This is a genomic window from Micromonospora sp. DT46 (assembly GCF_049841735.1).
Taxonomy (GTDB): Bacteria; Actinomycetota; Actinomycetes; order Mycobacteriales; family Micromonosporaceae; genus Micromonospora; species Micromonospora reichwaldensis.
The window spans coordinates 130,878-156,295 of record NZ_JBNCKW010000010.1 but is presented as its reverse complement, the minus strand read 5'-3'; the positions used below and the strand labels follow the sequence as shown (position 1 = coordinate 156,295).

At 70.0% G+C, this 25,418-nt stretch carries 19 protein-coding genes; 5 read left to right on the top strand and 14 right to left on the bottom strand.

What is annotated here, in order from left to right:
* Positions 1-9 precede the first annotated feature (9 nt).
* From ACLQ20_RS26295 to ACLQ20_RS26270, 6 genes are read right to left on the bottom strand one after another with little or no spacing between them, the layout of a single operon-like run.
* Positions 10-1,491, bottom strand: a complete 1,482-nt coding sequence (locus ACLQ20_RS26295; protein WP_425857957.1) for an ABC transporter substrate-binding protein — start codon at positions 1,489-1,491, stop codon at positions 10-12.
* A gap of 32 nt (positions 1,492-1,523) precedes the next feature.
* A complete protein-coding gene (locus ACLQ20_RS26290; RefSeq protein WP_425857956.1) occupies positions 1,524-2,423 on the bottom strand; it encodes an ATP-binding cassette domain-containing protein in 900 nt (299 codons plus the stop codon).
* Positions 2,420-4,123 carry a dipeptide/oligopeptide/nickel ABC transporter permease/ATP-binding protein gene (locus tag ACLQ20_RS26285; protein ID WP_425857955.1) on the bottom strand — a complete coding sequence of 568 codons (1,704 nt, stop codon included), beginning with the start codon at positions 4,121-4,123 and terminating at the stop codon, positions 2,420-2,422. Before ACLQ20_RS26285 ends, ACLQ20_RS26290 begins: the two co-directional genes overlap by 4 nt.
* A gap of 40 nt (positions 4,124-4,163) precedes the next feature.
* On the bottom strand, positions 4,164-5,150 hold the full coding sequence (locus ACLQ20_RS26280) for an ABC transporter permease (protein ID WP_358116990.1): 987 nt from the start codon (positions 5,148-5,150) through the stop codon (positions 4,164-4,166).
* Positions 5,151-5,201: 51 nt separating this feature from the next.
* A complete protein-coding gene (locus ACLQ20_RS26275; RefSeq protein ID WP_358116993.1) occupies positions 5,202-6,686 on the bottom strand; it encodes an ABC transporter substrate-binding protein in 1,485 nt (494 codons plus the stop codon).
* Between the two features lie 27 nt (positions 6,687-6,713).
* Positions 6,714-8,510 (bottom strand): ABC transporter family substrate-binding protein, encoded by a 1,797-nt coding sequence (locus ACLQ20_RS26270; RefSeq protein ID WP_358116996.1) that lies wholly within the window; start codon positions 8,508-8,510, stop codon positions 6,714-6,716.
* A gap of 253 nt (positions 8,511-8,763) precedes the next feature.
* Between ACLQ20_RS26270 and ACLQ20_RS26265 the strand changes: the two genes are divergently transcribed.
* On the top strand, positions 8,764-10,155 hold the full coding sequence (locus ACLQ20_RS26265; RefSeq protein ID WP_358116999.1) for a PLP-dependent aminotransferase family protein: 1,392 nt from the start codon (positions 8,764-8,766) through the stop codon (positions 10,153-10,155).
* A 40-nt stretch (positions 10,156-10,195) separates the two neighbouring features.
* Here ACLQ20_RS26265 and ACLQ20_RS26260 read toward each other — a convergent pair whose 3' ends face one another.
* On the bottom strand, positions 10,196-10,438 hold the full coding sequence (locus ACLQ20_RS26260; protein ID WP_151452428.1) for a DUF5522 domain-containing protein: 243 nt from the start codon (positions 10,436-10,438) through the stop codon (positions 10,196-10,198).
* A 309-nt stretch (positions 10,439-10,747) separates the two neighbouring features.
* On the opposite strand from ACLQ20_RS26260, the gene ACLQ20_RS26255 reads away from it, so the two are divergent.
* Positions 10,748-12,019, top strand: coding sequence for an MFS transporter (locus ACLQ20_RS26255; RefSeq protein WP_425857954.1), 1,272 nt, complete (start codon positions 10,748-10,750; stop codon positions 12,017-12,019).
* Positions 12,020-12,431: 412 nt separating this feature from the next.
* Positions 12,432-12,749: a TraR/DksA family transcriptional regulator gene (locus tag ACLQ20_RS26250; protein ID WP_151452426.1), complete on the top strand. Its 318-nt coding sequence runs from the start codon at positions 12,432-12,434 to the stop codon at positions 12,747-12,749.
* A gap of 46 nt (positions 12,750-12,795) precedes the next feature.
* Here the strand turns inward: ACLQ20_RS26250 and ACLQ20_RS26245 are convergent, their stop codons facing one another.
* The 4 genes from ACLQ20_RS26245 to nrdR all read right to left on the bottom strand — a co-directional run bounded on the left by ACLQ20_RS26245 (position 12,796) and on the right by nrdR (position 17,979).
* On the bottom strand, positions 12,796-13,731 hold the full coding sequence (locus ACLQ20_RS26245; protein WP_425857953.1) for a DUF2332 domain-containing protein: 936 nt from the start codon (positions 13,729-13,731) through the stop codon (positions 12,796-12,798).
* A gap of 155 nt (positions 13,732-13,886) precedes the next feature.
* Entirely contained in the window at positions 13,887-14,411 is a 525-nt protein-coding gene (locus ACLQ20_RS26240) for an AAA family ATPase (protein WP_151452424.1), read from the bottom strand.
* 117 nt (positions 14,412-14,528) lie between these two features.
* Positions 14,529-17,411, bottom strand: a complete 2,883-nt coding sequence (locus ACLQ20_RS26235) for a vitamin B12-dependent ribonucleotide reductase (protein WP_425857952.1) — start codon at positions 17,409-17,411, stop codon at positions 14,529-14,531.
* A gap of 67 nt (positions 17,412-17,478) precedes the next feature.
* Positions 17,479-17,979, bottom strand: a complete 501-nt coding sequence (gene nrdR, locus ACLQ20_RS26230) for a transcriptional regulator NrdR (RefSeq protein ID WP_132232964.1) — start codon at positions 17,977-17,979, stop codon at positions 17,479-17,481.
* Between the two features lie 600 nt (positions 17,980-18,579).
* On the opposite strand from nrdR, the gene lexA reads away from it, so the two are divergent.
* On the top strand, positions 18,580-19,362 hold the full coding sequence (gene lexA / locus ACLQ20_RS26225; RefSeq protein WP_151452422.1) for a transcriptional repressor LexA: 783 nt from the start codon (positions 18,580-18,582) through the stop codon (positions 19,360-19,362).
* 103 nt (positions 19,363-19,465) lie between these two features.
* On the opposite strand, the gene ACLQ20_RS26220 is transcribed toward lexA, so the two are convergent.
* Complete coding sequence (locus ACLQ20_RS26220; protein WP_425857951.1) at positions 19,466-21,244, bottom strand: hypothetical protein; 1,779 nt, start codon at positions 21,242-21,244, stop codon at positions 19,466-19,468.
* A gap of 51 nt (positions 21,245-21,295) precedes the next feature.
* Positions 21,296-22,747: a GTPase HflX gene (gene hflX, locus ACLQ20_RS26215; protein WP_425857950.1), complete on the bottom strand. Its 1,452-nt coding sequence runs from the start codon at positions 22,745-22,747 to the stop codon at positions 21,296-21,298.
* A gap of 174 nt (positions 22,748-22,921) precedes the next feature.
* On the opposite strand from hflX, the gene ACLQ20_RS26210 reads away from it, so the two are divergent.
* Entirely contained in the window at positions 22,922-24,388 is a 1,467-nt protein-coding gene (locus tag ACLQ20_RS26210) for an NAD-dependent malic enzyme (RefSeq protein ID WP_089001418.1), read from the top strand.
* A gap of 177 nt (positions 24,389-24,565) precedes the next feature.
* Here ACLQ20_RS26210 and dapF read toward each other — a convergent pair whose 3' ends face one another.
* Entirely contained in the window at positions 24,566-25,417 is an 852-nt protein-coding gene (gene dapF, locus ACLQ20_RS26205; RefSeq protein WP_425857949.1) for a diaminopimelate epimerase, read from the bottom strand.
* Position 25,418: the final 1 nt, after the last annotated feature.

The following is a 25,418-nucleotide window of genomic DNA, read 5'->3' as shown; positions in this document are numbered from 1 at the left end:
GGTGAGGGCTCAGGCGACCGGACGCATCCGGCCCCAGTGCCACCAGGGGATGGAGAAGCCGAGTTGGTCGGCCCAGCCGAAGAACTTCTCGCTGCGCGGGTAGTACGTGCCGTACCAGAACAACGGCACCCACTCGGTGTCCCGCGCCCACACCTTCTGGAGCTCCCGGTAGTGCTCACGGCGCTCGGCGCGGGTTCCGGCGTTGCGCGCGGCCAGGTAGGCGGCGTCCACGTCGGCGTTGCGGTGCATACACATGTTGTTCTGCCCGCCGGTGGAGTACTTCGTCGCCGTGATCTCCGGGTCCGGCGCCATCGAGCCGCCGACGATGATCAGGTCGAAGTCATGCTGGTCGCGGACCTGCCGCGCCCAGTCCACCGAGGAGAGGCCGGCGAAGGTCGTCTCGAACCCGACCGCGCCCAACTGGCGGCTGATCATCTCAGCGATCGGCCGGTGACCGTGGAACGTGTCCATGTAGAACATGGACAGCCGGCCCCGGACACCCGAGGAGTCTGCGGTGATACCCGCCTCATCCAGCAGCGTGCGGGCCCGCTCCGGGTCGAAGCGGGGGGCCTTGGCGTCGGCGTTGAACGCCCATGATGAGCCGATCAGGTAGTGGCCCCAGGCCTGGGACACCCCGGGGTCGCCCAGTTCGGCGATCTCGTCCCGGTTCACCGCGTGCGCGATGGCTTCCCGTACCCGCTGGTCCTGCCATAGCTCGCGCCCGTGGTTGAAGTCCAGCAACGCCATGCCGGGGCCCCGCCGCTTGAGGACCTCGATCCCGGGAACGCCCTCCACCAAGCCCAGCCGGTCCCGGGTGACGGTGTCCTGCGGCGCGAAGTGGGCCTCGCCCCGGGCGATCATCCGGGCGCACTCGTCGCGGTCCGCGACGATCTTCAGGATGATCCGGTCGATCTCCGGCTGCGGCCCCCAGTGGTTCTTCACCGCCTCCAGGATGATGTGCTCACCCGGAATCCATTCGGCCAGTCGGAACGGGCCCGAACCCACCGGGTCCAGGTTGTGCGGGTTCGTCGCCCAGTCCGTTCCCTCGTACAGGTGCCGGGGCAGGATGTGCGCGAAGATGAAATTCCCCAGGAGTACGAGGAATCCCGCGTTCGGGGTGTGCAGGTGGTAGTCGACGGTGTGGTCGTTGACCGCGACGATCGTCTCCACGTCCCGCAGGAACATCCCACCCTGGTAGCCCATCTTCTTGGCGTGCAGGTGGGTGTAGACGATGTCGTGCGCGGTCAGCGGGGTGCCGTCCTGCCAGCGGGCGGCCTTGTTGAGGTGGAAGCGCCAGCGACGCGACCCGTCCAACTGCTCCCAGTGGGTCGCCAGATCCGGGAACGGGTTCACCTCGTACCACTCGTTCAGCACGACGCGGTTGTAGATGTTGTTGCAAGCCAGATAGCCGGCGCTGCCTGTCACGTTCCGGTATACGTCATTGAACTCCACCGCGTCATGCGGGGTAGCCACCACGAAATCTACGGACATGCGTGCCTCTCTGTTCTGTTGTTCGGTGACGGCTACAGGGCGTCGCCGTGCGGGCACGGCGGCAGGCCGTCGGTTTCCGTCGGCCACCGGCGTTGCAGCATTCGCGGCTTGGCCCGCTCGATCCGGGGGTCCGGCACCGGCACCGCGGCCAGGAGTTCCCGGGTGTACGGGTGCGCCGGCTCGCCGATCACCTGTCCGGTCGGGCCGAGTTCGACGAGCTGACCGCCGTACATCACCCCCACCCGGTGGGAGATGTCGGCAACCACGGCAAGGTCGTGGGCCACGAACAGGTAGGAGACCTGCCGTTCCCGCTGCAACTCCTTGAGCAGGCCCAACACCTCCGCCTGGACCGACACGTCCAGCGCCGACACCGGCTCGTCGAGCACGATCAGCTTCGGATTCAGGGCCAGTGCGCGGGCGATGGCGATGCGCTGACGCTGGCCGCCGGAGAACTCGTGCGGGAACTTCCGCAGGCTGGCGGCGGGCAGGCGTACCTGGTCGAGGAGCGTCCGGGCCCGCGCGCCGTCCACCGGCAGCCGGTGGATCCGCATCGGCTCCGCGAGCAGGTCCGCCACCGTCATCCGAGGATCCAACGAGGTGTACGGGTCCTGGAACACCACCGAGATCTCCTGCTGCAACGCGCGGGCGGTGGCGCCCTTGCGCTGGGAGACATCCTGGCCCAGGAACAGCACCTGACCCGAGGTCGGCTGCTGCAACCCGAGGATGGTCCGCAGCAGCGTGGTCTTACCCGACCCCGATTCCCCGACGATGCCGAGCGTCTCCGCCGGGCCGACCGAGAACGAGGCGGAGCAGAGGGCGTGCACGATGGCCTGCCCGCGTCGTCGGGCCGCCCTGGGAGCCCGGAAGTGCTTCACCAGGTCCGTGACCCGCAACAGTTCGGCGGACCCGCCGATGGGCGTCTGCGCGCTCATTGCCCCTCCCCCGCCTGACTGGTGATCCGGGGTGCCAACGACAGCAGCTTCCTGGTGTAGTCCGACTCCGGGTTGTCGAAGATGGCGAAGACGTCCCGCTGCTCGACGATCTCGCCCTGGTACATCACGGCGACGCGGTCCGCGATGCCGGCGACGAGGGCCAGGTCGTGGGTGATGAAGAGCATCGCCGCGCCGGTACGTTCCCGGGCCAACGCCAGCGTCGCCATCACCTGGGCCTGCACGGTGACGTCCAGGGCAGTGGTCGGCTCGTCGGCGATGATGAGATCCGGATCGTGCACCATGGCCAACGCGATCGCGATCCGTTGGCGCATTCCGCCGGAAAGCTGGTGCGGATATTGGTCGAGCCGAGCCTCCGCGTCCTTGATCGCCACGCTCTCCATCAGCTCGATCGCGCGCCGTCGCGCCTCGGCCCGTTTGACCGTGCCAGCCAGTGCCATCGAGTCCGCGAACTGGGCACCGATGGTGAGCACCGGGTTGAGGGTGGTCGACGGGTCCTGGAGAATCATCGCGATCCGCCGACCCCGGTATTCGCGCCACTGCGCGAAGCTCAGACCACTGAGCTCGGCGCCGTCGAAGTTGATCGACCCGCTGCCCACCGCGTTGCTGGGCAGCAGCCCCACCAGGGACAGCGCGGTGAGTGACTTTCCGGACCCGGACTCACCGACGAGGGCCACCACCTCACCCGGCCTGACCTCCAGGTTGACGGCGTCCACCGCGATGTGTTCACCGAACCGTACGGAGAGGTCCGACACCTTGAGCAGCGGCTTCTGCAATGGTGCCGGATCGCCGGACACCGGATGCGGCTTGCGCCTGCGCAGCCGGCGAGGTGTCGCCAGCGGGTTGGCGGGCGAGGACTTCGGGTTGAAGGCGTCCCGCAACCCCTCGCCGACGTAGTTGACCGACAGCACGATCGTGACGATCAGCAGACCCGGGAAGTAGAACAGCCACGGGCGGGTCAGCACCGCCGACTGTGCGTTGGCGACCAGCAAACCCAGGGAGGTGTCCGGGGGCTGCACACCGAATCCGAGGAAGGACAGGCTGCTCTCGGCGAGGATGGCCACGCCGAACATGAGCGTTCCCGACACCACGATGTGGTCTGACGCGTTGGGCACCAGGTGCCGGAACATGATGCGGATCGGACTCGCCCCCATCACCCGGGCCGCGTCGATGAAGGCCAACTCGCGCATTCCGAGCACGACACCTCGGACGAGGCGGGCGACCGACGTCCACATCAGCGCGCCGAGGACCATGGCCAGGCCGAGCCAGGAGACGCCCTTACCCGCGACGAGCGAGCCCAGGAACGCGGCGAGCGCGATGGTGGGCAGGGTGAGCACGAGGTCGACCGTGCGCATCACGGCCGCGTCGACGAACCGCCCGAAGTAGCCGGCCGCGACACCCATGACGACGCCGATGACACAGGCGATGATCGTGACCGAGCCCGCGATGAGCAGCGACTGCTGCATGCCCCGCAGCACCAGCGCGAACAGGTCACGGCCCAGGGTGTCCGTGCCCATCGGGTGTTGCAGGGACGGGGACTGCGACAGTTCGGGGGTGATGTCGGTGTGGTCGTAGGGCCACAGCGGCGGCACGATGACCGCCGCGAGGATGACGATGAGCAGGACGGCAAGTGCACCCATGCCCACCTTGTGCCGGACGAACCGTCGGAAGGTGACGGCCATCTTCGACGTCCCGGCCGTTGGCGCGAGATCGTTGGCCAGCTCAGGACTTTGCATAGCGCACCCGAGGATCCACAAGGCCGTACAGGATGTCGGCGATCAGGTTGAATACGACCACGGCGGTGGCGGCGATGAGCAACCACGCGAGTACGGCGTTGGTGTCGCGGGTCGCGATCGACTCCAGCAGGAAACCGCCCATTCCGCGCCACTGGAAGACCGTCTCGGTGATCACCGCACCGGAGAAGACGACCGGAAGGTCCAAAGCGACGATGGTGACGATCGGGATGAGCGCGGGACGGACCACGTACGACCTGACGATCCGTCCTCGGCTGAGGCCCTTGAGCACGGCGAACCGGACGTGGTCGCCGGCCAGTCCCTCGGCGACCGCCGCACGCTGGTAGCGGCTCCAGGTCGCGAAGTGGACCAGGGCCAGCACCAGCGTCGGTAGCACCAGGTGCCCGGCGATGTCCGCGATCCGGGCGCCTATCGCCTCCGGTTGTGGCACGGAGACCGCACCCACCGTGTAGAAGAGCTGATAGCCGGTCGCGTCGTTCAGCCCGATCGCCCACTGCTTGAACAACACGGCCAGCCAGAACGACGGCAGCGCGAGAAGCACGAACGCGGTGGGAGTCATGATCAGGTCCGGCCAGCGGCGCTGGTGCAGTGCCGAGACCGTGCCAGCGATCAGGGAGAGGACGAGTGCGAGCACGATGGCCAGCACCACGAGCCGCAGTGTGACGCCGACCCGGGTGCCCAACTCGGCCCCGATGTCCCGGGTCGCGATGGTCGACGGGCCGAAGTCTCCGGTGAGCACCCCGCCGAGCCAGTTCAGGTAGCGCACGGGGAGGGGGTTGTTCAGCCCCAAGCGCTCTTCCTCAGCGGTGATCACCGACTCCGGGACCGGCGGCTGCCGGTCCCGGAGCTCAGCCAACGGGTCTCCCGAGACCGAGATCACAGTGAAGATCACGACGGAGGCGAGCAGCAACACCAGGACGGCGCTGGCGAGCCGTCTAAGGATCAGCCGAAGCATGGCCTCGCTCCTCCTTCCCTCGGGAAGATCTGCATGTTGGGTACCGGGTCCCTAGACGGCGCGGATTCTGCCCCAGTGCCACCACGGCACCGAGTAGCCAACCTGGTCGGACCAGCCGAAGAAGTCCCGGCTCCGGGCGAAGTAGGTGCCGTACCAGAACAGCGGCACCCACTCGGTGTCCCGGGCCCAGATCTCCTGAAGCCGGCGGTAGTGCTCACCACGCTCGGCGAGCGTGCCCGCGGTGCGCGCGGCCAGGTAGGCGGCGTCCACGTCGGGGTTGCGGTGCTGGGCCATGTTGTTCTCGCCCCCGGTGGAGTACTTCGGGGCGGTGATCTCCGGGTCCGGTGCCATCGAGCCACCGACGATGATCAGGTCGAAGTCGTGCTCGCGGCCGATCCGGCGCGCCCAGTCCACCGACGACAGGCCCTCGAAGTTCACCTCGAAGCCGATCGCGCCCAACTGCCGTTTGATCAGCTCGGCCAGCGGCTTGTGGCCGTGGAAGCTGTCCATGTAGAACAGCGACAACCGGGCCCGTACGCCGGACGCGTCGGCCTTCATGCCCGCCTCGTCCAGCAGCGCCCGCGCGCGTTCGGCGTCGTGGGCCGGCGCCTTGGCGTCCGGGTTGAACGACCACTCCACCGAACCGAGCAGGTAGTGGTCCCAGGCCTGGGACACTCCGGGGTCGCCGAGTTCGGCGATCTCCGCCCGGTTCACCGCGTGGGCGACCGCTTCCCGCACCCGCTTGTCCTGCCAGATCTCGCGGCCGTGGTTGAAGTCCAGCAGCGCCATGCCCGGCCCCGGGTCCTTCAGCAGCTCGATGTTGGCCGTGGCCCCGTCGAGCAGGTGCAGCCGGTCCTTGGTCAGGGTGTCCTGCGGGAAGTAGTGCGCCTCACCCCGGGCGACCATCCGGACGCACTCGTCGCGGTCCTTGACGATCTTCAGGATCAGCCGGTCGATCTCCGGCTGCGGGCCCCAGTGGTTCTTGACCGCTTCCATGATGACGTGCTCGCCCGGAATCCACTCCGCCAGTCGGAACGGACCGGAGCCCACCGGCTTGAGGTTGTGCGGGTTCGTGGCCCAGTCGGTTCCCTCGTACAGGTGCCGGGGCAGGATGTGGGTGAAGATGAAGTTGCCCAGCAGGACGAGGAATCCGGCGTTGGCGGTGTGCAGGTGGTAGTCGACGGTGTGGTCGTTGACCGCCACGATCGTCTCGACGTCCTTCATGAACCGCCCGCCGGTGTAGCCCATCTCCTTGGCGTGCAGGTGGGTGTACACGACGTCGTGCGCGGTCAGCGGCGTGCCGTCCTGCCACCGGGCGGCCTTGTTCAGGTGGAAGCGCCACCGGCGCGACCCGTCCAACTGCTCCCAGTGCGTCGCCAGATCCGGGAACGGGTTGATGTCATACCACTCGTTCAGCACGACCCGGTTGTAGATGTTGTTGCAGGCGATGTAGCCGGCACTTGCGGTGGTATTGCGGTAGACGTCGTTGAACTCAATCGCGTCGTGTGGGGTCGCCACCACAAAGTCGATCGTCATCCGGTTCCTCTCTCGCTGAGCAGAGAACTACTTACGAAGTCCCCACTGCTCGATATTCATCGTGGTTCCGTACTTGCTGGGATTGATGAAGATGTTGCCGAACTTGCTGGGATACGCGGCCATCTGCGGACTGGCGAACAGCGGCAGCACCACACCGTCGGACATGAGCGTCCGGTCGATCTCATTCATCAGATCGATCTGCTTCTGCGGGTCCAGCTCCGTCGCGGCTGCCGCGAAGAGTCGATCCGCCTCCGGCGACGAGTAGCCGAACGAGCGGGCGGCCTTGGTGCCGTACCACTGCTGGAGGGAGAGCGAGCCCAGGTCGAGGGCGGTGCCGGTGGCCATGATGTCGAAGCTGCCCGCCCGCAGCGCGGGAGAGTAGCGGGCGCCGTCGGCGGCGTCGATGGTCACGGTGATGCCCAGCGGCTTGAGCTGCGACTGGGTGATCTGCGCGAGTTCCATGCGAAGGACATCGGTGGACAGGGTCAGCATCTTCAGGTCACGCAGCGGCTTGCCGTCCGGGAGGATCAGCTTGCCGTCGGTGATCTTGTATCCAGCCTTCTCAAGGATATCGAGAGCAGCCTTGGTGTCACCCTTGCCGATGTTGAGCTCTTCGGTGTTCTCGCGGTAGGCGGGGATGCCACCCACCTTCTGCCCGGGCACGTACACACTGCTCTTCGAGGTCGGCTGATCCGGGGCGAACTGGCCCACGGTGCGCTTGCGCATATCGTCCAGGTTGAGCCCGGTGGAAATGGCCTTGCGTAGCGCCGGGTCGCTCATCACGTCGCCGGTGGTCTTCATGCCGAGGTGGAAGTAGGTGAGCGTCGAACCGAGCAGGACGGTCATGTTGTTCATGGCCCTCACCTGGTTGACGGTGTCGACCGTCGGGTTCTGGTACGCGAGGTCGATCTCACCGTTCTGCAGCGCGGTGATCTGTGCGCCCTGACCGGCGATGTAGCGGGTGTTGATGGTGTCCAGGTGCACCGGGTCGCCGTACCACTTGGGGTTCTTGACCATCGTCATCGAAACGCCGTCCTGGTATTCCTTCACCAGGTACGGGCCGCCCGAGAACTTCGGCACGTTCTTGCCGAAACCGTCGTTGAACGAGGTCGCCAGGTTCCCGTACGACGCGGCCACGTGCGCCGGCAGGATGTAGTTGAACAGCGCCTGCCACTGGGCGAACGGCTGCGAGTAGGTCATCGTCACCGTCTTGCCGTCCGCGCTGGTGTCGACGGACGTGATCAGCGAGTAGCCCTCGGTGAAGGCGGCCTTGCACTCGGCGCACTTCTTCGGGTCCTGCACGGCCTGCGTGTACTCGAAGTCCTTGCCGGTGATGGGTGTGCCATCGGACCAGACGGCCTTCGGTTGGATCTTGTATTCGACCTTCATCGGGTCGGTGCTGACCACCTCTCCCGATTCCAGGAGTGCCTTGTTGAGCACCACGGTGGTGTCCGGGTTGGTCAGGAACGGGTGTGGATAGAACGGCCACTGCTGCTGGCGCTGGCCGGTGGTGTCACCGGCGGCCGACAGCGGGTTCCAGTCCACGGGGGCGCTGGCAGCGGCGATGGTGAGCGTCCCGCCGTCCGTGACCTCGGTCGAAGAGGTCGGAGCGTTGGGCTTGTCGTCGGCGATCTTGGTGCAGCCGGCCATCCCGGCGAGCGCGGCAAGCGCGACAACGGCCACGAGGCGTCGAGGGGTTTTCACTGGCACACGTCCTCTGAGCTGAATGAGTGGTATGCGGCTTTCGTTGAATGCGGCGCGACTCAGGCGGCGGCTGCCAGGGTGGCTGGACTCCGCAGCAGGAACCCCGAAGTGCGAGGTCAACGCACATGAAGCTAAGTTCGGGTTATGTTCTGGTCAACAGAGAAATGTCCATGGACATATTAGCCGGCGGGTTGTTTGACCAGCCACGACATGTTCCTCGGCTGACTCCGACCCGCCTCTGCCCCCGGAAGGACCCACAGCGGGCGAGCGCTACGCCCCGGTTCGACCCCCACCTGAGGCACTACAGTCAGCACCGGCATGCCCCTTCGCCCGAATCACTTCTGGCGCACACCGTCATCAAAGGACACAAACCGTGACACCACCGGCGCCGCTGGACAGCGAGGAATGCCTGCGGCTCATTCAGTCACAGCTCACGCTGCGTACCGCCAACGCGCTGGCTCGCGCGATCATCGACATGATCGCCTCGGGCGAACTGCCGGCACAGTCCCAGCTGCCCACGGTGCGGGATCTGGCGACCCAGTTGGGGATGAGCCGATCGGCCGTGGCGCAGGCATGGAAGACCCTCAGCCTGCGGTACGTGATTGAGACCCGGCGTCGGGGTGGCACCTTCGTCCTGGGGCCACCGCAACCCCCGCGGGCCCGACGGTTCGACAGCATGGTCCGCACGTCGTCAACGATGCCGATCGACCTGGGAAACCTGCGCAGCGACGACCTGACGCCGCCGGATCTGGCTCCGGCTCTTGAGTACGCGCTCGGCAGCCCCGCCCTGCACAACACCTTTGCCGATCCCATCACGCCCGAGCTGGCGGCATCCGTCCGGCCGTACTGGCCGTCCGAGACCAATCACTTCCTCGCCACCCACGGCCCCATTGACGCCCTCGAACTGGCGCTCACCTCGGTGGCTCGCCCCGGCGACCGGGTGATCATCGAGTCGCCCAGCCAGGCGCGGGTGCTCGACATCCTTGAGTCCATCGGCGCCACCGCCGTCCCGATCCGGTACCAGGCGAACGGCCCCGACCTGGACCAGTTGCGGGTGGCGTTGATCAGCAAGCCGGCCGCGATGATCTACCAGCCGAATGGGAGCGCCCCCTCGGGCCGGACCGTGGACGACAACTGGATCGAGGCCGCTGCGGCGCTGCTCCGCGACGAGTCGTTTCCGATCTTTGAGCTGTCACTGACCCCGCTGATGCGGTCTCGACAGCGGTCCCTGGCGAACCACCTGCCGAGCCGGGTCGTCCACATGCAGAGTTACAACTTCTTCTTCGGCGCGGACCTGCGCGTCGCCGTGGTCGGCGGCGGCCCGGAATACATCGAAATGATGTGGATGCGGCTCACCTACTCATCTCGATGGGTCAGTCGAATTCTCCAGCTCGCGTTGGCATTCCAATTGACCGACGCCAGAGCGAAACGCCACACGAGTAAATTCGTCATCGAGTGCAGACGGCGACATGCCGCATTCAGCCAGGCCCTCGCCAGCTACGGGTTCGACGTTGAAACGACTGACGGACCGCACATCTGGCTGCCCGTTCCCGACGAGCATTCGGTCTGTACACGACTCAGCCGGCACGGCATCGTCGTACACCCCGGCAGCTTCTTCGAAGCGGGACCGGTCCTGCAGCAGCACGTGCACATAAACGGCACCGCACTGGGCCGTGGCCTGGACCCCACGGCCCGATTGATCGCCGAGGCGTGTCAGTTGCCCGCGAAGGTTGGCGAGATCTCCTCAGTCTCGGTCCACCGGTGAGTGCCGGGTTGTCGGTAGATCAGCTTGCCGTTCTGCCGTGTCAGTCGTCGACGTACGGGCAGTGCCGGCAGCCGCGACCGCAGCAGGTGCCGCGCCGGGCCAGGAAACCCGCGCTGAGCACGAAGAGGCCACTGGTCGGGTCAAGGTAGCCGGCCTCGCCGGCGGTCAGGGCTGCGGCGTGCGCGGCCAGGATCCGCTCCCGTTCCGGGTGCTCCGGCGGCAGCCGGGACGGGTGGGGCTCGGTCAGCGGCCGGTCCGCCAGCGGTCGCCGCTCTCCGGTCACCGGCGCAGTCTAGACACGCGTTCGTCGCCCCTGTTCCAGGCCGGTCGACGCGTCGGCACGGACCGGCTCGGGGGCCGGGACGGGGCGCCGAGCCAGATCGGCGAGGAACGCCGACTCGGCCAGCGTGTCGGTGCCCTGGGTGAACACCACGCCGGTGGCGCCGGCCGTTAACCGGTGGCGTCGGTCCGGGCGGGGCCGGCAGGCTGACCCGATGGACCATCGCCGGGCCGGGCGCCCGCGACGCGCGTCAACCCCCGGGGCGTCGCCGACGCCAGCACGGCGTTCGCTGACGCGGGCCGGGGAGCCGACGTGACGCAGCAGGCGACCACACCTGTCGGGGGTGCCGCCCCGAGACGGCCCTCGCTGCTGCGCAGCCGCAACTTCGGGCTGCTCCTGGCCGGGCAGACGGTCAGCGAGCTGGGCACCCGGGTCTCCAACGTGGCGGTTCCGCTGCTCGCCGTCGGCACGCTCGACGCCAGCGTCTTCCAGGTCGCGCTGCTGACGGCGCTCGCCTGGCTGCCGTACCTGATCTTCTCCCTGCCCGCCGGGATCCTCGCCGACCGGGTCGACCAGCGGCGGCTGATGGTCGCCTGCGACCTGGGCCGCGCGGTGTTGCTGCTGTCGGTGCCGGTGGTCGCCCTGGCCGACCTGCTCACCCTCGGCTTCCTGTACGCGGTGGTCGGGATCTCCGGCGTGCTCACCGTCCTGTTCACCGTGGCCCACAAGAGCATGCTGCCGAGGCTGGTGCCGCCGGACCGGCTCGTGGACGCCAACGCGAAGCTCACCGTCAGCCAGGATTCCGCCGAGCTCGTCGGTCCGACGATCGGCGGCGTGCTCGTCGGGCTCGTCGGCGCCGCGAGGACCTTCGTCGTCACCGGCCTCGCCTTCGCCGTGAGCGGGTTGACCCTGCTGCTGATCCGGGAGGCCCCGAGCGAGCCCGCGCCCCGGCGCGACCGGGTGCCGCTGCGGGTGGAGATGACCGAAGGGCTGGGCTTCATCCGCCGCCAGCCGATCCTGCGCAGCATCCTCGCCTGCACCACCGCCTCGAACTTCTTCGTCATGGCGTCCGGCTCCATCGAGGTGGTCTTCCTGCTCGAGGAGCTGCACGCCACGCCGGCGCTGGTCGGGCTCGTCTTCTCGGTCAGCGCGGTGGGCGGCCTCGTGGTCGGCGCGTTCGCCGGCCGGTTGACCGCGTGGCTCGGCTCGGCCCGGGTGATCTGGGTGGCGATGGCCGCCCCGGGCCCGCTCTACCTGCTCATGCCCCTGGCTCGGCCCGGCTGGGGGATGCTGCTCTACGGCATCGGCCTGGCCGCGTTCTCCGCCAACGCGGTGCTCTACAACGTGGCCACCCTGACGTACCGGCAGCGGATCACACCGCCCGCCCTGCTGGGCCGGGTGAACGCGGCGTTCCTCTGGGTCTGTTTCGGCGTGATCCCGCTCGGCGCGCTCACCGGCGGCGCGCTCGCCAGCCAGCTCGGGCTGCGGCCGGCGCTGTGGATCTGCGTCCTCGGCACGTGGAGCGCCGCGCTCTTCGTCGTCCTCTCCCCGCTGCGGCGGATGCGGGACATGCCGGCGGCCTGACCGGTCGATGCCAGCCCTGGCTCCGGGCGGAACCCGACGCCGGCCGATCGGGTCGCACGCTGCGCCGGGTGGCCCCGGGCACCGGGCCGTCCCCCGTGCGCACGGAAGCACGTTGGCTTTCCGCCCCGCCCGGCCTATGGTGGCTGCATGTGTTCGACCGGTCAGCAGATCAGCACCGCCGTCGTGGTGACGGCGGCGCCCGCTGCTGTCTGCCGGTGCGCCCTGCGGGTGAACGTGGCGACCCGGGTGGTGCGATCCGCGGTCGCGCCGTCGTGCGCCGGCTCGGTCGCCTCCCGACTGCCGAGCCCCGCCGGACGTGGCCCTCCGTGAACCGATTGCAACTCTTGCGAACGGCCACCAGGGCGAAGCTATCCAGCTTCGGCCTTTTTTCTTTTTCCCGAGGAGCTACGCCATGACCACGCCCACCCAGTCCAGCGAGCAGAAGTGGCTCGACGACCTGCGTACGACACTGACCAACGACTTCGAGGCGCAGACCGTCCGGCTGACGCAGCTCACCGCCGACACCGGCGACCCGGGCGAGGCGCACACCCAGAGCGCGCTGATCGCCGCCACCCGGCGGAGCATCGAGCAGGTCAGCGGGGCGCTGCGCCGCCTCGCCGAGGGCCGCTACGGCATCTGCGAGCGCTGCTCCGCCGCGATCCCCCGGGAGCGCCTGGAGGTGCTACCGCACGCCCGCTTCTGCGTGCCCTGCCAGCAGAAGCAGCAGTGACGTACGCGGGCTGCCGTGCCGGCGCACGGCACGGCAGCCCGTCGGGTCACCCGAACCAGGTCATCGCCTGCCCGTGCGGGCTCGTCCATGCGAGTGGTCGGCCGTCCAGCGCGAGCACGTTGTACAGCGCCTCGTCCGGCGGCTCCGGCAACGCGTCGTGGGGCAGCACGTCCGGGGACTCGTTGGAGATCCAGTGGCCGGGCAGGCCGCGTACCGCGTCGGCGAACGCCGCCCGGCGCGGCGCCGGCACCTGGTAGAGCACGGAGGTGTGGAACACCACCAGCGTCGCGCCCGCCGGCGCCCGCGCGGCCAGCGCGGGCAGGTCGTCCACCAGGTCGCCGCGCACGAGCAGCGGCGGGTCGGACGCGGCGACGGCCGCGGCGGCCCGCAGCCGGGCGCGGCGGTGCGTGTGCTCCGGCCAGATGAGGGCGTCGAGCCAGGCCACGTCCGCCGGCTCGGTCACCCGCAGCGGATTGAGGTCCAGGCCGGCCCGCCACACCACCTCCGGTAACCGGTCCGGCGGGGCCAGGCCGGTCGCCGCGCAACCGAGGACCGGTTCGCCCGCGCCGAGCGCGTGGTCGCCGTAGCGGTAGGCGTACCGGTCGGGGTAGAGGCAGAGCCCGGCGGACGCGCCGACCTCCAGCAACGCCAGCGGCTGCGGCAACGCGGCGAGCACGGGCAGCAGTACGGCACACCGGCCGGGCTCGTTCGTCTGGGTCGCGCGGGTGCGCAGTTCCGCCTCGATCGCCGGCCAGTTCGCCAGCGCGAAGTCGCGGAAGGCCGCCGGGTCGTCGACCGGCCCGCCGAGCAGTCGTACGACGCCGAACAGCAGGTTCGGCTGCCGCTTTCCTCGCGGGAGCGCACCGAGCAGGGCGAGCAGTTCGTCGTCGCGGGAGACGGCGAGGGACAGGCGCTCGTACGCCGGCGACACGCCGCGCGCCTCCCGGGTGGCGAACTCGACGTAGCTCTCGGCAATCGTCATGCTCCGATGATCGCAGTCGATGCCTCACGACCGGAGCCACCCCCAGGAAATGCCGGTGCAACAGCCCAGCGGGCATACGTGTCAGGTCCTCGGCCGCCACGCCAGGTAGGACCACGTGTGGACGCACAACGACACCGGCGCGCCCTCGATCACGCTCAACTCTCACTCCCCACGGCCACTGCGATGTGTAGGGCGGCCTGTGCGGGGGTGAGGTGCGTGGTGTCGACGACCTCGGCCTCGGCGTGCAACCACGTGCGGGCCGCCTCCGAATAGGCATCGAGGTACCTGAGACGAAATGGTGAAGGGACGGGATGTTCCCCCTCGATGCGCCCGCGAAGTGTGTCGCGGTCGGCATGGAGCACGAAGTGCCTCACCGGGATGGCATGTTGGGCGAGGCCAGCGCTGATCTCACGCCAGTACTGCTCGACCAGGACAGTCATGGGCACCACCAGAGTGCCGCCGGTGTAGTCGAGGACGCGTCGAGCGGTCTCGACGACCAACTGCCGCCACGGCGGCCAGTGCTGGAAATTGTCCGTTTCGGGCAGCCCCGGCGTGATGTCCATGAGTGTTTCGCCGACCTTCTCGGCGTCGAACACCCGCGAGTCCGGGATCAGTTGCTGCACGAGGGCACTGGTCGTTGTCTTGCCTGCGCCGTGGGTGCCATTGATCCATACGATCATGGGACTCGATGCTAACGCCGTGCCGCCGACGCGTCGGCCTTATGGCTGGGCCTGCTTGTCGCGGAGCAAGCAAGGTGGGCCGGCGGATGTCCACCGGCCCACCTTGTCACTCGTACGTCAGCTGCAGCCGCTGGTGGAGCCGCAGCCCTCGCAGACGTAGCAGCTACCGGCCGGGCGCATCTTCGTACCGCAGGTGAAGCAGAGCGGCGCGTCGGCGGCCTTGCCGATCACGGCCTCCAGCAGTTCGGTGCTGGAACCGACCGACGGCGCCGGCTTGGCGGCGGCGACGTCGGCGGTCTCCTGCGCCGGCTGGGCGATCGGGCCGGTCTTCGGCTCGGTCGGCGCCTCGACCGGGGCGGAGGCGGCCATCGCGGTGAGGTCCGCACCGCTCGCCTCCGCCTCCGCCTCGGCCCGGAGCTGGGCGGCCCGCTCGCTGGCGGTGAAGATGCCCAGTTCCGCGCGGCGCTCGTACGGCAGGAAGTCCAGCGCCAGGCGACGGAAGATGTAGTCCATCACCGAGGCGGCCATCCGCACGTCCGGGTCGTCGGTCATGCCGGCCGGCTCGAAGCGCATGTTGGTGAACTTGCTGACGTACGTCTCCAGCGGGACGCCGTACTGGAGACCGATGGAGATGGCCACCGAGAAGGCGTCCATCACGCCGGCCAGGGTCGAGCCCTGCTTCGACATCTTGAGGAAGACCTCGCCGAGGCCGTCGTCCGGGTAGGACGACGCGGTGAGGTAGCCCTCGGCGCCGCCGACGGAGAAGCTGACCGTCTGGGACGGACGCTTCTTCGGCAGCCGCTTGCGCACCGGGCGGTACTCGACGACCTTCTCGACGACCTTCTCCACCTCGGCGGCCGGGGCCTGGATGGTCGCGGCGGCCTTGTTCGGCTTGGCGACCGACAGGGGCTGGCCGACCTTGCAGTTGTCGCGGTAGATCGCCAGCGCCTTGAGGCCGAGCTTCCAGCCCTCGAAGTAGATCTTCTCGACGTCCTCGACGGTGGCCTGCTCCGGCATGTTGACCGTCTTGGAGATGGCGCCGGAGATGAACGGCTGGACGGCCGCCATCATCCGCACGTGGCCCATCGGGGCGATGGACCGCTCGCCCATCGCGCAGTCGAAGACCGGGTAGTGCTCCGGCTTGAGGCCCGGGGCGTCGACCACGTGGCCGTGGTCGGCGATGTGCTCCACGATCGCCTCGACCTGCTCCTCGGGGTAGCCGAGGCTGCGCAGGGCGCGCGGCACCGTCTGGTTGACGATCTGCATCGAGCCGCCGCCGACCAGCTTCTTGAACTTGACCAGCGCCAGGTCCGGCTCCACGCCGGTGGTGTCGCAGTCCATCATCAGGCCGATGGTGCCGGTCGGCGCGAGCACGCTGGCCTGGGAGTTGCGCCAGCCGAACTTGTCACCGATCTTGTTGCCCTGGGTCCACTGCTTCGTCGCCTCACGGACGATCGCGGTGGCCACCGTGCCCGAGGGCTTGATCTCGTCGTTGGCGGCGGCGTGCTTGCGCATGACCCGCTTGTGCGGCTCGGCGTTGCGGGCGTAGCCGTCGTACGCGCCGACGACGCCGGCCAGCTCGGCCGAGCGGCGGTACGCGGTGCCGGTCATCAGCGAGGTGATCGCCGCGGCGACCGAGCCGCCCTGCTCCGAGTCGTAGGGCAGGCCGGAGGCCATCAGCAGGGCGCCGAGGTTGGCGTAGCCGATGCCGAGCTGCCGGTAGGCGCGGGTGGTCTCGCCGATCTTCTCGGTCGGGAAGTCGGCGAAGCAGATCGAGATGTCCATCGCGGTGATGACGAACTCGACGGACCGGACGAACTTCTCCACCTCGAAGCCGCCGTCGGCGCGGAGGAACTTCATCAGGTTGAGCGAGGCCAGGTTGCACGAGGAGTTGTCCAGGTGCAGGTACTCCGAGCACGGGTTCGACGCGGTGATCCGCCCGGTCTCCGGGCAGGTGTGCCAGTCGTTGATGGTGTCGTCGTACTGGAGGCCGGGGTCGGCGCACTCCCAGGCGGCGTGGGAGATGGTGCGGAACAGGTTCTTGGCGTCGATGGTCTCGATGACCGCGCCGTCGAGCCGGCCGCGCAGGTCGAAGCCGCCGCCGTTCTCCACGGCGGTCATGAACTCGTCGGAGACCCGGACGGAGTTGTTGGCGTTCTGGTACTGCACGCTGACGATGTCGGCGCCGCCGAGGTCCATGTCGAACCCGGCGTCGCGCAGCGCGCGGATCTTGTCCTCCTCGCGCGCCTTGGTGACCACGAACTCCTGGATGTCCGGGTGGTCCACGTCGAGGATGACCATCTTCGCCGCGCGCCGGGTGGCGCCGCCGGACTTGATGGTGCCGGCGGAGGCGTCCGCGCCGCGCATGAAGCTGACCGGGCCGGAGGCGTTGCCGCCGGAGGAGAGCAGCTCGCGGGAGGAACGGATCCGGGACAGGTTCACGCCGGAGCCGGAGCCACCCTTGAAGATCAGCCCCTCCTCCTTGTACCAGTCCAGGATGGAGTCCATCGAGTCGTCGACGGCCAGGATGAAGCAGGCGCTGACCTGCTGCGGCGAGGGCGTGCCGACGTTGAACCAGACGGGCGAGTTGAAGCTGAACACCTGGTGCAGCAGCATCCAGGTCAGCTCGTGGGCGAAGATCTCGGCGTCGGCCGGGCCGGCGAAGTAGCCGTACTCCTCACCCGCCGTGCGGTAGGTGGTGACCACCCGGTCGATCAACTGCCGCAGCGACCACTCCCGCTCCGGGGTGCCCACGGCGCCCCGGAAGTACTTGGTGGTCACGATGTTCGCCGCGTTGACGCTCCACGACTCCGGGAACTCGACGCCGCGCTGCTCGAAGTTGACCGAGCCGTCCCGCCAGTTGGTCATGACGATGTCGCGGCGCTCCCAGGCGACCTCGTCGTAGGGGTGCACCCCCTCGGTCGTCCAGACCCGCTCGATCTTGAGCCCCGCGCCGGCCTTGTTGCGTGCCCTGCTGGTTGTCACACCGTCCCCCGACATCTCATCCGCCCCCTCGTCCGCACGGCCACCCGCCGCCCGATCCGACTGTCAACAAACTGCGAAGAATTCAACTGGTACGGCCGGCGGCCTCGGCCGCGTCGGCCCCGGCGCCCTCCCGGGCGCGCGCGGCGGCTCGCAGCGTCTCGATCTCGCGCTCGAAGTCGGCGAGCGAGTCGAACGACCGGTAGACGCTGGCGAACCGCATGTAGGCGACCTCGTCCAGGTCCCGTAGCGGGCCCAGGATGGCCAGCCCCACCTCGTGGCTGGGGATCTCGGCGGCCCCCTTGGCCCGGACGGTCTCCTCGACCTTCTGCGCGAGCAGCGCGAGCGAGTCGTCGTCCACGGGCCGGCCCTGGCACGCCTTGCGCACCCCGCCGACGATCTTCGTACGGCTGAACGGCTCGGTCACCCCGCTGCGCTTGACGACCGCGAGGACCGCCTCCTCGACTGTGGTGAACCGCTTGCCGCACTCCGGGCAGGATCGCCGCCGGCGGATCAACTGGCCGTCGTCGGCCTCCCGCGAGTCGACCACCCGGGAGTCGGCGTGCCGGCAGTACGGACACCGCATCGCACCCGACCTCCTTCGTCGATCGCGGGCCCGCCGACCACTCGCCGGGCACGCGTCAGCGCGACGGAGCCATCTGCCGATGGTCTTCGCCGTGTCGACGGTGCCGGAGTGCGGTGGGTAGTCGAACCCAACCTGTAGGCGACTTACGCCCGTGTGACTACTACATCTAGGGGTTGACCGTAGGCCGCTGCGGATCGGAGGTCAAGTTGGCCGGCGTGTCCGGCGCGTCACCCGACTCCGGGATCGACCGGCACCGCAACCCGCCGCAGGACCAACCGTCCGACGCCCCCGCGGGTTACCGGTCCGGCCGGTGCGAAACGGCCGACGATCGGACGAAAGTCGAACACCCGTTCGACCCGGCGTACCATTTATCAGAACACGAGTACGAGCGGAGCGGTTTTCACCCCGACACGCCGAGCAAGGTCGTACAGATGTTTGAAAATGACCGATCTCACCTATACGGTCTTGAACAACCGGGCGCGGAATCCTCCGTCCACCGGTCACCTCGCACCACCGCACGCACCAGCATCACCGCACACCAGCACCCCCGCACGCACCACGAGCCGCCAAGGCACCCAGCGCCGACCAGGGAGGACGGACGTGACCGAGGATCGGGCCAGCCGGCCGAAGAGCCCGCAGCAGATCACCGAGGCGGGACCGCCGGCCACCCGACGCCGGGGCGCCGCGCGCAGCCGGACCGGGCAGCCCGCCGTGCGCCCGGTCACCCCGGTGGTCAGTGCCTTCCCCGACCCCGCGACGGTGGATCTCACCGCCCGGCAGCGCCGGATCCTGGAGTTCATCCGCAGCTGGGTCGAGCGGCACGGCTACCCGCCGAGCGTGCGCGAGATCGGCGAGGCCGTCGGCCTGGTCTCGCCGTCCAGCGTCGCCTACCAGCTCAAGGAGCTGGAGAAGAAGGGCTTCCTGCGCCGCGACCCCAACCGGCCGCGCGCCGTGGACGTCCGGGCGCCCGCCGAGGTCGACGACGAGCTGGCCCGCTCGCAGCGTCCCGCCCCGGCCTACGTGCCGATGCTGGGCCGGATCGCGGCCGGTGGCCCGATCTTGGCCGAGCAGGCCGTGGAGGACATCTTCCCCCTCCCCCGCGAGCTGGTGGGTGAGGGCGAGGTCTTCATGCTCCAGGTCAAGGGCGACTCGATGCTGGACGCGGCGATCTGCGACGGCGACTGGGTCGTGGTCCGGCAGCAGCCGACCGCCGAGGCCGGCGACATCGTCGCCGCCATGCTCGACGGCGAGGCGACCGTGAAGACCTACCGCCGCCGCGACGGGCACGTCTGGCTCATGCCGCAGAACCCGGCCTTCGACCCGATCCCCGGCGACGACGCCACGATCATGGGCCGGGTCGTCGCGGTGCTGCGTCGCATCTGATCCGCCACCGCGCCGGGTGGCCGCCGTCGGCGGTCACCCGGGCGCCGTGCCGCTCGATTGCGGGCTCTGAGCGTCCGTTGCCGTCTCCGGCAGGCCCAGAGCCTCAGTAGCGGTCGCCCCGGTAGCCCCGGCCACCACCGGGCACGTGACCGTAACCGCGACCGTCGTCGGGGCCGTCGTCGCGCCGGCGGACCGGCCGCTGGCCACGGGGGTCCGATTCGTCGCCCCGACGCGGCGGCTCCGCCCGGCCACCGCCGTAGACGCCACCGCCCGGCTGCCCGCCGCCCCCGTAGACACCGCCACCGGGACGACCGTCGCCCTGGCGACCACCGCCACCCTGGCGTCCGCCACCACCCTGACGCCCGCCACCGCCCTGACGGCCACCGCCGCCACCCTGACGGCCACCACCCTGACGGCCACCGCCACCACCCTGGCGACCACCGCCGCCTGGCGGCGGACCGCCCAGGCTGGGCGGCCCGTCCACAGGCGGGCGACCGCCGCCGTAGACCCCGCCGCCGGCAGCCGGACGGGCGCCACCGTAGACGCCCCCACCGGCCGGGCGGGCGCCACCGGGTCCCCCGCCGGCCGGCGCGGGACCGCCGCGCCCACCGGCCGGGCCGCCGTAGACCCCGGCCGCCGGCGCACCGCCGTAGACGCCGCCCCGGCCCCGGTCGCCCGGCGGAAGGAAGCCGTCGTCCGCCGGCCCACGCCGGTCGTCGGCGGGGACGTCGTCGCGGTCGGCACCGTCGTCGTCGCGGGGGGGCGCCGGCTTGCGCCGGGACCGGAGGATGCCGAAGACACCCGCCGCCACCATCAGCGCACCGATCACCCCCACGGCCGCGATCAGGTACGTGATGTCGCTCAGGCTCAGGCCGTCGACCCAGGACTGGCCGGCCTTCTTCGGCGCGCCGCCACCGCCGGCCACCGGCTTCGCGCCCTCCGCGGAGGGTGTGTAGCCGAGGATGTCGATCGGCGCGTCCTCGTCGAGCTGGCCGCCGTCGGAGACGGTCAGGAAGGTCTTGCCGTCGGGGCTGTAGGTGATCGCCTCACCGAACGGGTCGGCGAGCGCCGTCACCCGGGGCTTGCCGCCGGTCAGGGCCGCCACGACGTTGCCGTCGGTCACGTCGTACTCGAAGGCGTCGGCGTAGGTGCGCACCACCACCCGGGAGCCGTCGGGGGACCGGGCCGCGCCGGTGATCGCGACGCGGCCGGGGGCGCCGAGCCGGTTGTCCGTGTCCGTCTCCGGCAGGCTGATCTCGCCGACCTGTTTCATCGGCACGGCCGGGGTGTCCCCGCTCTTCATCTTCTCGGCGGGGGTGAAGATCTGGGCCTTGCCGGACATCACCTTGGTGATGATCAACGGGTTGCCGTCGTCGCCGATCAGCAGCGCCTCGGCGTCGTGCGGCTTGCCCTCCGGGTAGGAGAGCCGGTGCAGCACCGGCCGCTTCGACCCATTGACCGGCATGCTCCACAGCGCCACCCGCGGGCGACGCTCCCGGCTGGTGACGTTGTCACCGGTGTCGGCGATCCAGATCGTCGTGCCGTCCGGGGAGAGCGCCAGGTCCTCGGTGTCGAACGGCCCCTGACCCGAGTAGCGGACCGGCTCCTTCGCGATCCCGCACTTGGTGTCGAGGAAGAAGATCCGCTTGCGGCTCTCCACGTCGGTGCCGTCGTTGATCACGATGTAGCCGCTCTTGGTGGCCACCAGGCCCGACAGCTCCCGCAGCCGCTCGTCGGTGACCGTGCACCGCTTCTTGCCGGGAGCTGCCGCGAGTGGGGACGCGGCCGAGGCGGGCGCCGCCGCCAGGGCGACTCCGGTACACGCCACGGTCGCCCCCAGCAAGCCGAGGGCGACCGTGACCGAAGAAACAGCGCGGCGCATTGAATCAGTGTCGCATGCCGGGCGTTTCCGACGCGTGACGCCGGGAGGGCGTCACCGGGCGCCCGCGACCGCCTGGTCCTCGTCCGCCCGGAACGGCGCCAACTCGGCGGCGAGCGCCTCACCGACCCGCACGTGCACCAGGGTGCCCTCCGGCAGGTGGGAGGTGCTCAGCACCTCGCCCTGACGGTGCACCCGGGCCACCAGGTCGCCCCGGTCGTACGGCAGCACCGCGCGGATATCCACGGCCGGGCGGGGCAGCCGCGCCTCGACGGCCTCGCGCAGCCCGTCGATCCCGCGACCCGAGTGCGCGGAGACGAAGACCGCCTCCGGCCAGAGCCGCTTGAGCCGCAGCAGCGTCTCCTCGTCGGCCGCGTCGGTCTTGTTGACCACCAGCAGCTCGGGCAGCCGGTCGGCGCCCACCTCGGCGAGCACCTCGTGGACCGCCCGGACCTGCTCCTCCGGGTCCGGGTGGGTGCCGTCGACGACGTGCACCACCAGGTCGGCCTCGGCGACCTCCTCCAGGGTCGAGCGGAACGCCTCGACGATCTGGTGGGGCAGGTGCCGGACGAACCCGACCGTGTCGGAGAGGGTGTAGAGCCGCCCGTCGGCCGTGGTGGCCTTGCGGGTGGTCGGGTCGAGGGTGGCGAAGAGCGCGTTCTCCACCAGCACGCCCGCCCCGGTGAGCCGGTTGAGCAGGCTCGACTTGCCGGCGTTGGTGTAGCCGGCGATGGCCACGGCCGGCACGGCGTTGCGGGAACGCCTGGCGCGCTTGGTCTGGCGTACGGTCCGCATGCCCTTGATCTCCCGGCGCAGCCGGGAGATGCGGTGGCGGATCCGACGCCGGTCGGTCTCCAGCTTCGTCTCACCGGGGCCGCGCAGACCCACGCCGCCGCCGGCGCCGCCGCCACGACCGCTACCACCGGTCTGCCGAGAGAGGGTCTCACCCCAACCGCGCAGGCGCGGCAGCAGGTATTCGAGCTGGGCCAGCTCGACCTGCGCCTTGCCCTCCTTGCTCTTGGCGTGCTGGGCGAAGATGTCGAGGATCAGCGCGGTGCGGTCGACCACCTTGACCTTGGTGCGCTGCTCCAGGTTGCGCAGCTGGGACGGCGACAGTTCACCGTCGCAGATCACCGTGTCGGCGCCGGTGGAGAGCACCACCGAGCCGAGGTCGTCGACCTTGCCCCGGCCGACGTAGGTGGCGGGGTCGGGGCGGTTGCGCCGCTGGATCAGCCCCTCGAGCACCTGCGAGCCGGCGGTCTCCGCCAGCGCGGCCAGCTCGGTGAGGGAGTTCTCGGCGTCGCTCTGCGAGCCCTCGGTCCAGACGCCGACGAGGACCACGCGCTCCAGACGCAGCTGGCGGTATTCGACCTCGGTGATGTCCGCGAGCTCGGTGGAGAGGCCGGGGACCCGCCGCAGCGCCTGCCGCTCCGACAGCTCGAACTCACCGGTGGTGGCGTCGAGCTCGTCGTCCTCGTAGGGAAGAAGGGTCTCCTGGTTGTGCAAGCCGGTCTCCTGTCCGTTCTGTCACGTACCGAGCAATCCTGACATGTGCCAACGCGGAACGCACCCGCTATATGCCCGCTCGAACGGGCCACAAAAGTGGGGGCGGATGCCGGAGGGGCCCGCCGGGGCGAGTAGAAATGCGGGGCAGCCGTTCAGCGTCGACGGAGGGACCCCGTGGCCATCACCCGACTTCCAAGTGCCGGATTCTCGATCACGATTCGGATCGCCGTGCCGGCGGACGCGTCCTCGATCGGCCGGCTGACCACCTCCGTGGGTGAGGCCGGGGCGATCGTCACCGCGCTCGACGTGGTGGACTCCGACCCGACCCACGTGCTCGTCGACCTGACCTGCGACACCGCTGACGCCAGCCACGCCGACCAGGTGGTCGACGCGTTGACGGCGCTGGACGGCGTGGACGTGCGGAAGGTCTCCGACCGGACCTTCCTCCTGCACCTCGGCGGCAAGATCGAGGTCAGCTCGAAGGTGGCGCTGCGCAACCGCGACGAGCTGTCCCGGGCGTACACCCCGGGGGTGGCGCGGGTCTGCATGGCGATCGCGGAGAACCCGGCCGACGCCCGCCGGCTGACCATCAAGCGCAACACCGTGGCCGTGGTCAGCGACGGCTCCGCCGTGCTGGGCCTGGGCAACCTCGGGCCGGCGGCGTCGCTGCCCGTGATGGAGGGCAAGGCCGCGCTGTTCAAGCGCTTCGGCGGGGTGGACGCCTGGCCCGTGGTGCTCGACACCCAGGACACCGACGAGATCGTGCAGATCGTCAAGGCGATCGCCCCGGCGTACGGCGGGATCAACCTGGAGGACATCGCCGCGCCGCGCTGCTTCGAGATCGAGGCGCGGCTGCGCGAGGCGCTGGACATCCCGGTCTTCCACGACGACCAGCACGGCACCGCGATCTGTGTGCTGGCCGCGCTGACCAACGCGCTGCGCGTCGTGGGCAAGCAGCTCGCGGACGTCCGGGTCGTGGTCTCCGGCGCGGGCGCGGCCGGCACCGCGATCATGAAGCTGCTGCTGCGCCAGGGCGTCGGCGACATCATCGCGTACGACCGGCAGGGCGCCCTGCACCGCGGCCAGAGCGGGCTCAACCCGGCCTGGCAGTGGCTGGCCGAGAACACGAACAAGGAGAACTACTCCGGCGACCTGGCCGGGGCGGTACGCGGTGCGGACGTCTTCATCGGGGTGAGCGCGCCGAACCTGCTCACCGGCGACGACATCGCCACGATGGCCAAGGACTCGATCGTCTTCGCGCTGGCCAACCCGGACCCGGAGGTCGACCCGCGGGAGGCGCGCAAGTACGCCGCCGTGGTCGCCACCGGCCGCTCCGACCAGCCGAACCAGATCAACAACGTGCTCGCCTTCCCGGGTGTCTTCCGGGGCATGCTGGACGCGCACGCCGAGGAGTTCACCGAGGAGATGGCGATCGCGGCGGCCCGGGCCATCGCGGACGTGGTCGGCGAGGACAAGATCAACCCGACGGTGATCGTGCCCAGCGTCTTCGACTCCCGGGTCTCCCCGGCGGTCGCCGCGGCGGTCCGCGCCGCCGCCCAGAACCCGGCTCCGGCCCCGGCCGCCGACCCGGGCCCCGCCGACCTCCCCGAGATCGCCGCCGAAGCCAGCGCCACCCCCTGACCCCCCACCCCACCCCGCCCCGCCCGCCCCGAGCGCCCCGAGCGCCCCGAGCGCCCCGAGCGTGTTGATCATGAAGTTATTGCCCCAGGAAAGCGTTCTCCCCGGCAATAACTTCATGATCAACAGGGTCAGGGGGCGGGGCGGCCCCGGGCCGAGGGCGGGGCGGGGTGGGGTGGGTCAGGCGGATGTGGTGAGGGTGGTGGGGTCCAGGGTGCCGGTGGCTACCAGGGTGGCCGGGCCGGCCAGCCAGCAGGAGTCCTCCGTCACCGTGACCGAGAGGCGTCCGCCGGGGACGTCCACCGCCAGCACGCCGGTGTCCCGGCCGGCGTCGCGCAGGGCCACCGCAGCCACCGCGCAGGCGCCCGTACCGCAGGAGAGCGTCTCGGCGGAGCCGCGCTCGTACACGCGCATGAGCACGTGGCCGTCGGTGCCGTCGACGGGCTCGCCGGGGGCCGTGAACTCCACGTTCACCCCGGCGGGGAAGACCGCCGGGTCGACGTCGGGGGCCCGGGTGAGGTCGAGCGCGGTCAGGTCCAGCCCGGCCGGCAGCGCGCAGACCAGGTGCGGGTTGCCCACGTCCACGGCCGTGCCGGGCAGGGTCAGTCCGCCGAGGGTGGCGGTCGCGGTGTCGTACAGCCGGGGGCGGCGCATCTCGACGGCGATGGCGTCGGCCGTGACCAGCGCGCGCACGACGCCGGCCCGGGTGGCCACCGGCAGCGCGCCTTCCGCCGGCTCGGCCAGCCCGCCGGCGACCAGGTAGCGCACGAAGACCCGGGCGCCGTTGCCGCACATCTCCGCGAACGACCCGTCGGCGTTCCAGTAGTCCATGAACCACTCGGCCTCGCCGGCCAGCTCGGCGCCCTCCGGGTGCGCGGCTGCCCGGACCGCCCGCAGCACGCCGTCGCCGCCGAGGCCGCGCCGCCGGTCGCAGAGGGCCGCGACCAGCCCCGGGGTCAGGTCGAGCCGGTTGTCCGGATCGGGGAGGATGACGAAGTCGTTGCCGGTGCCGTGGCCCTTGGTGAACTGCACG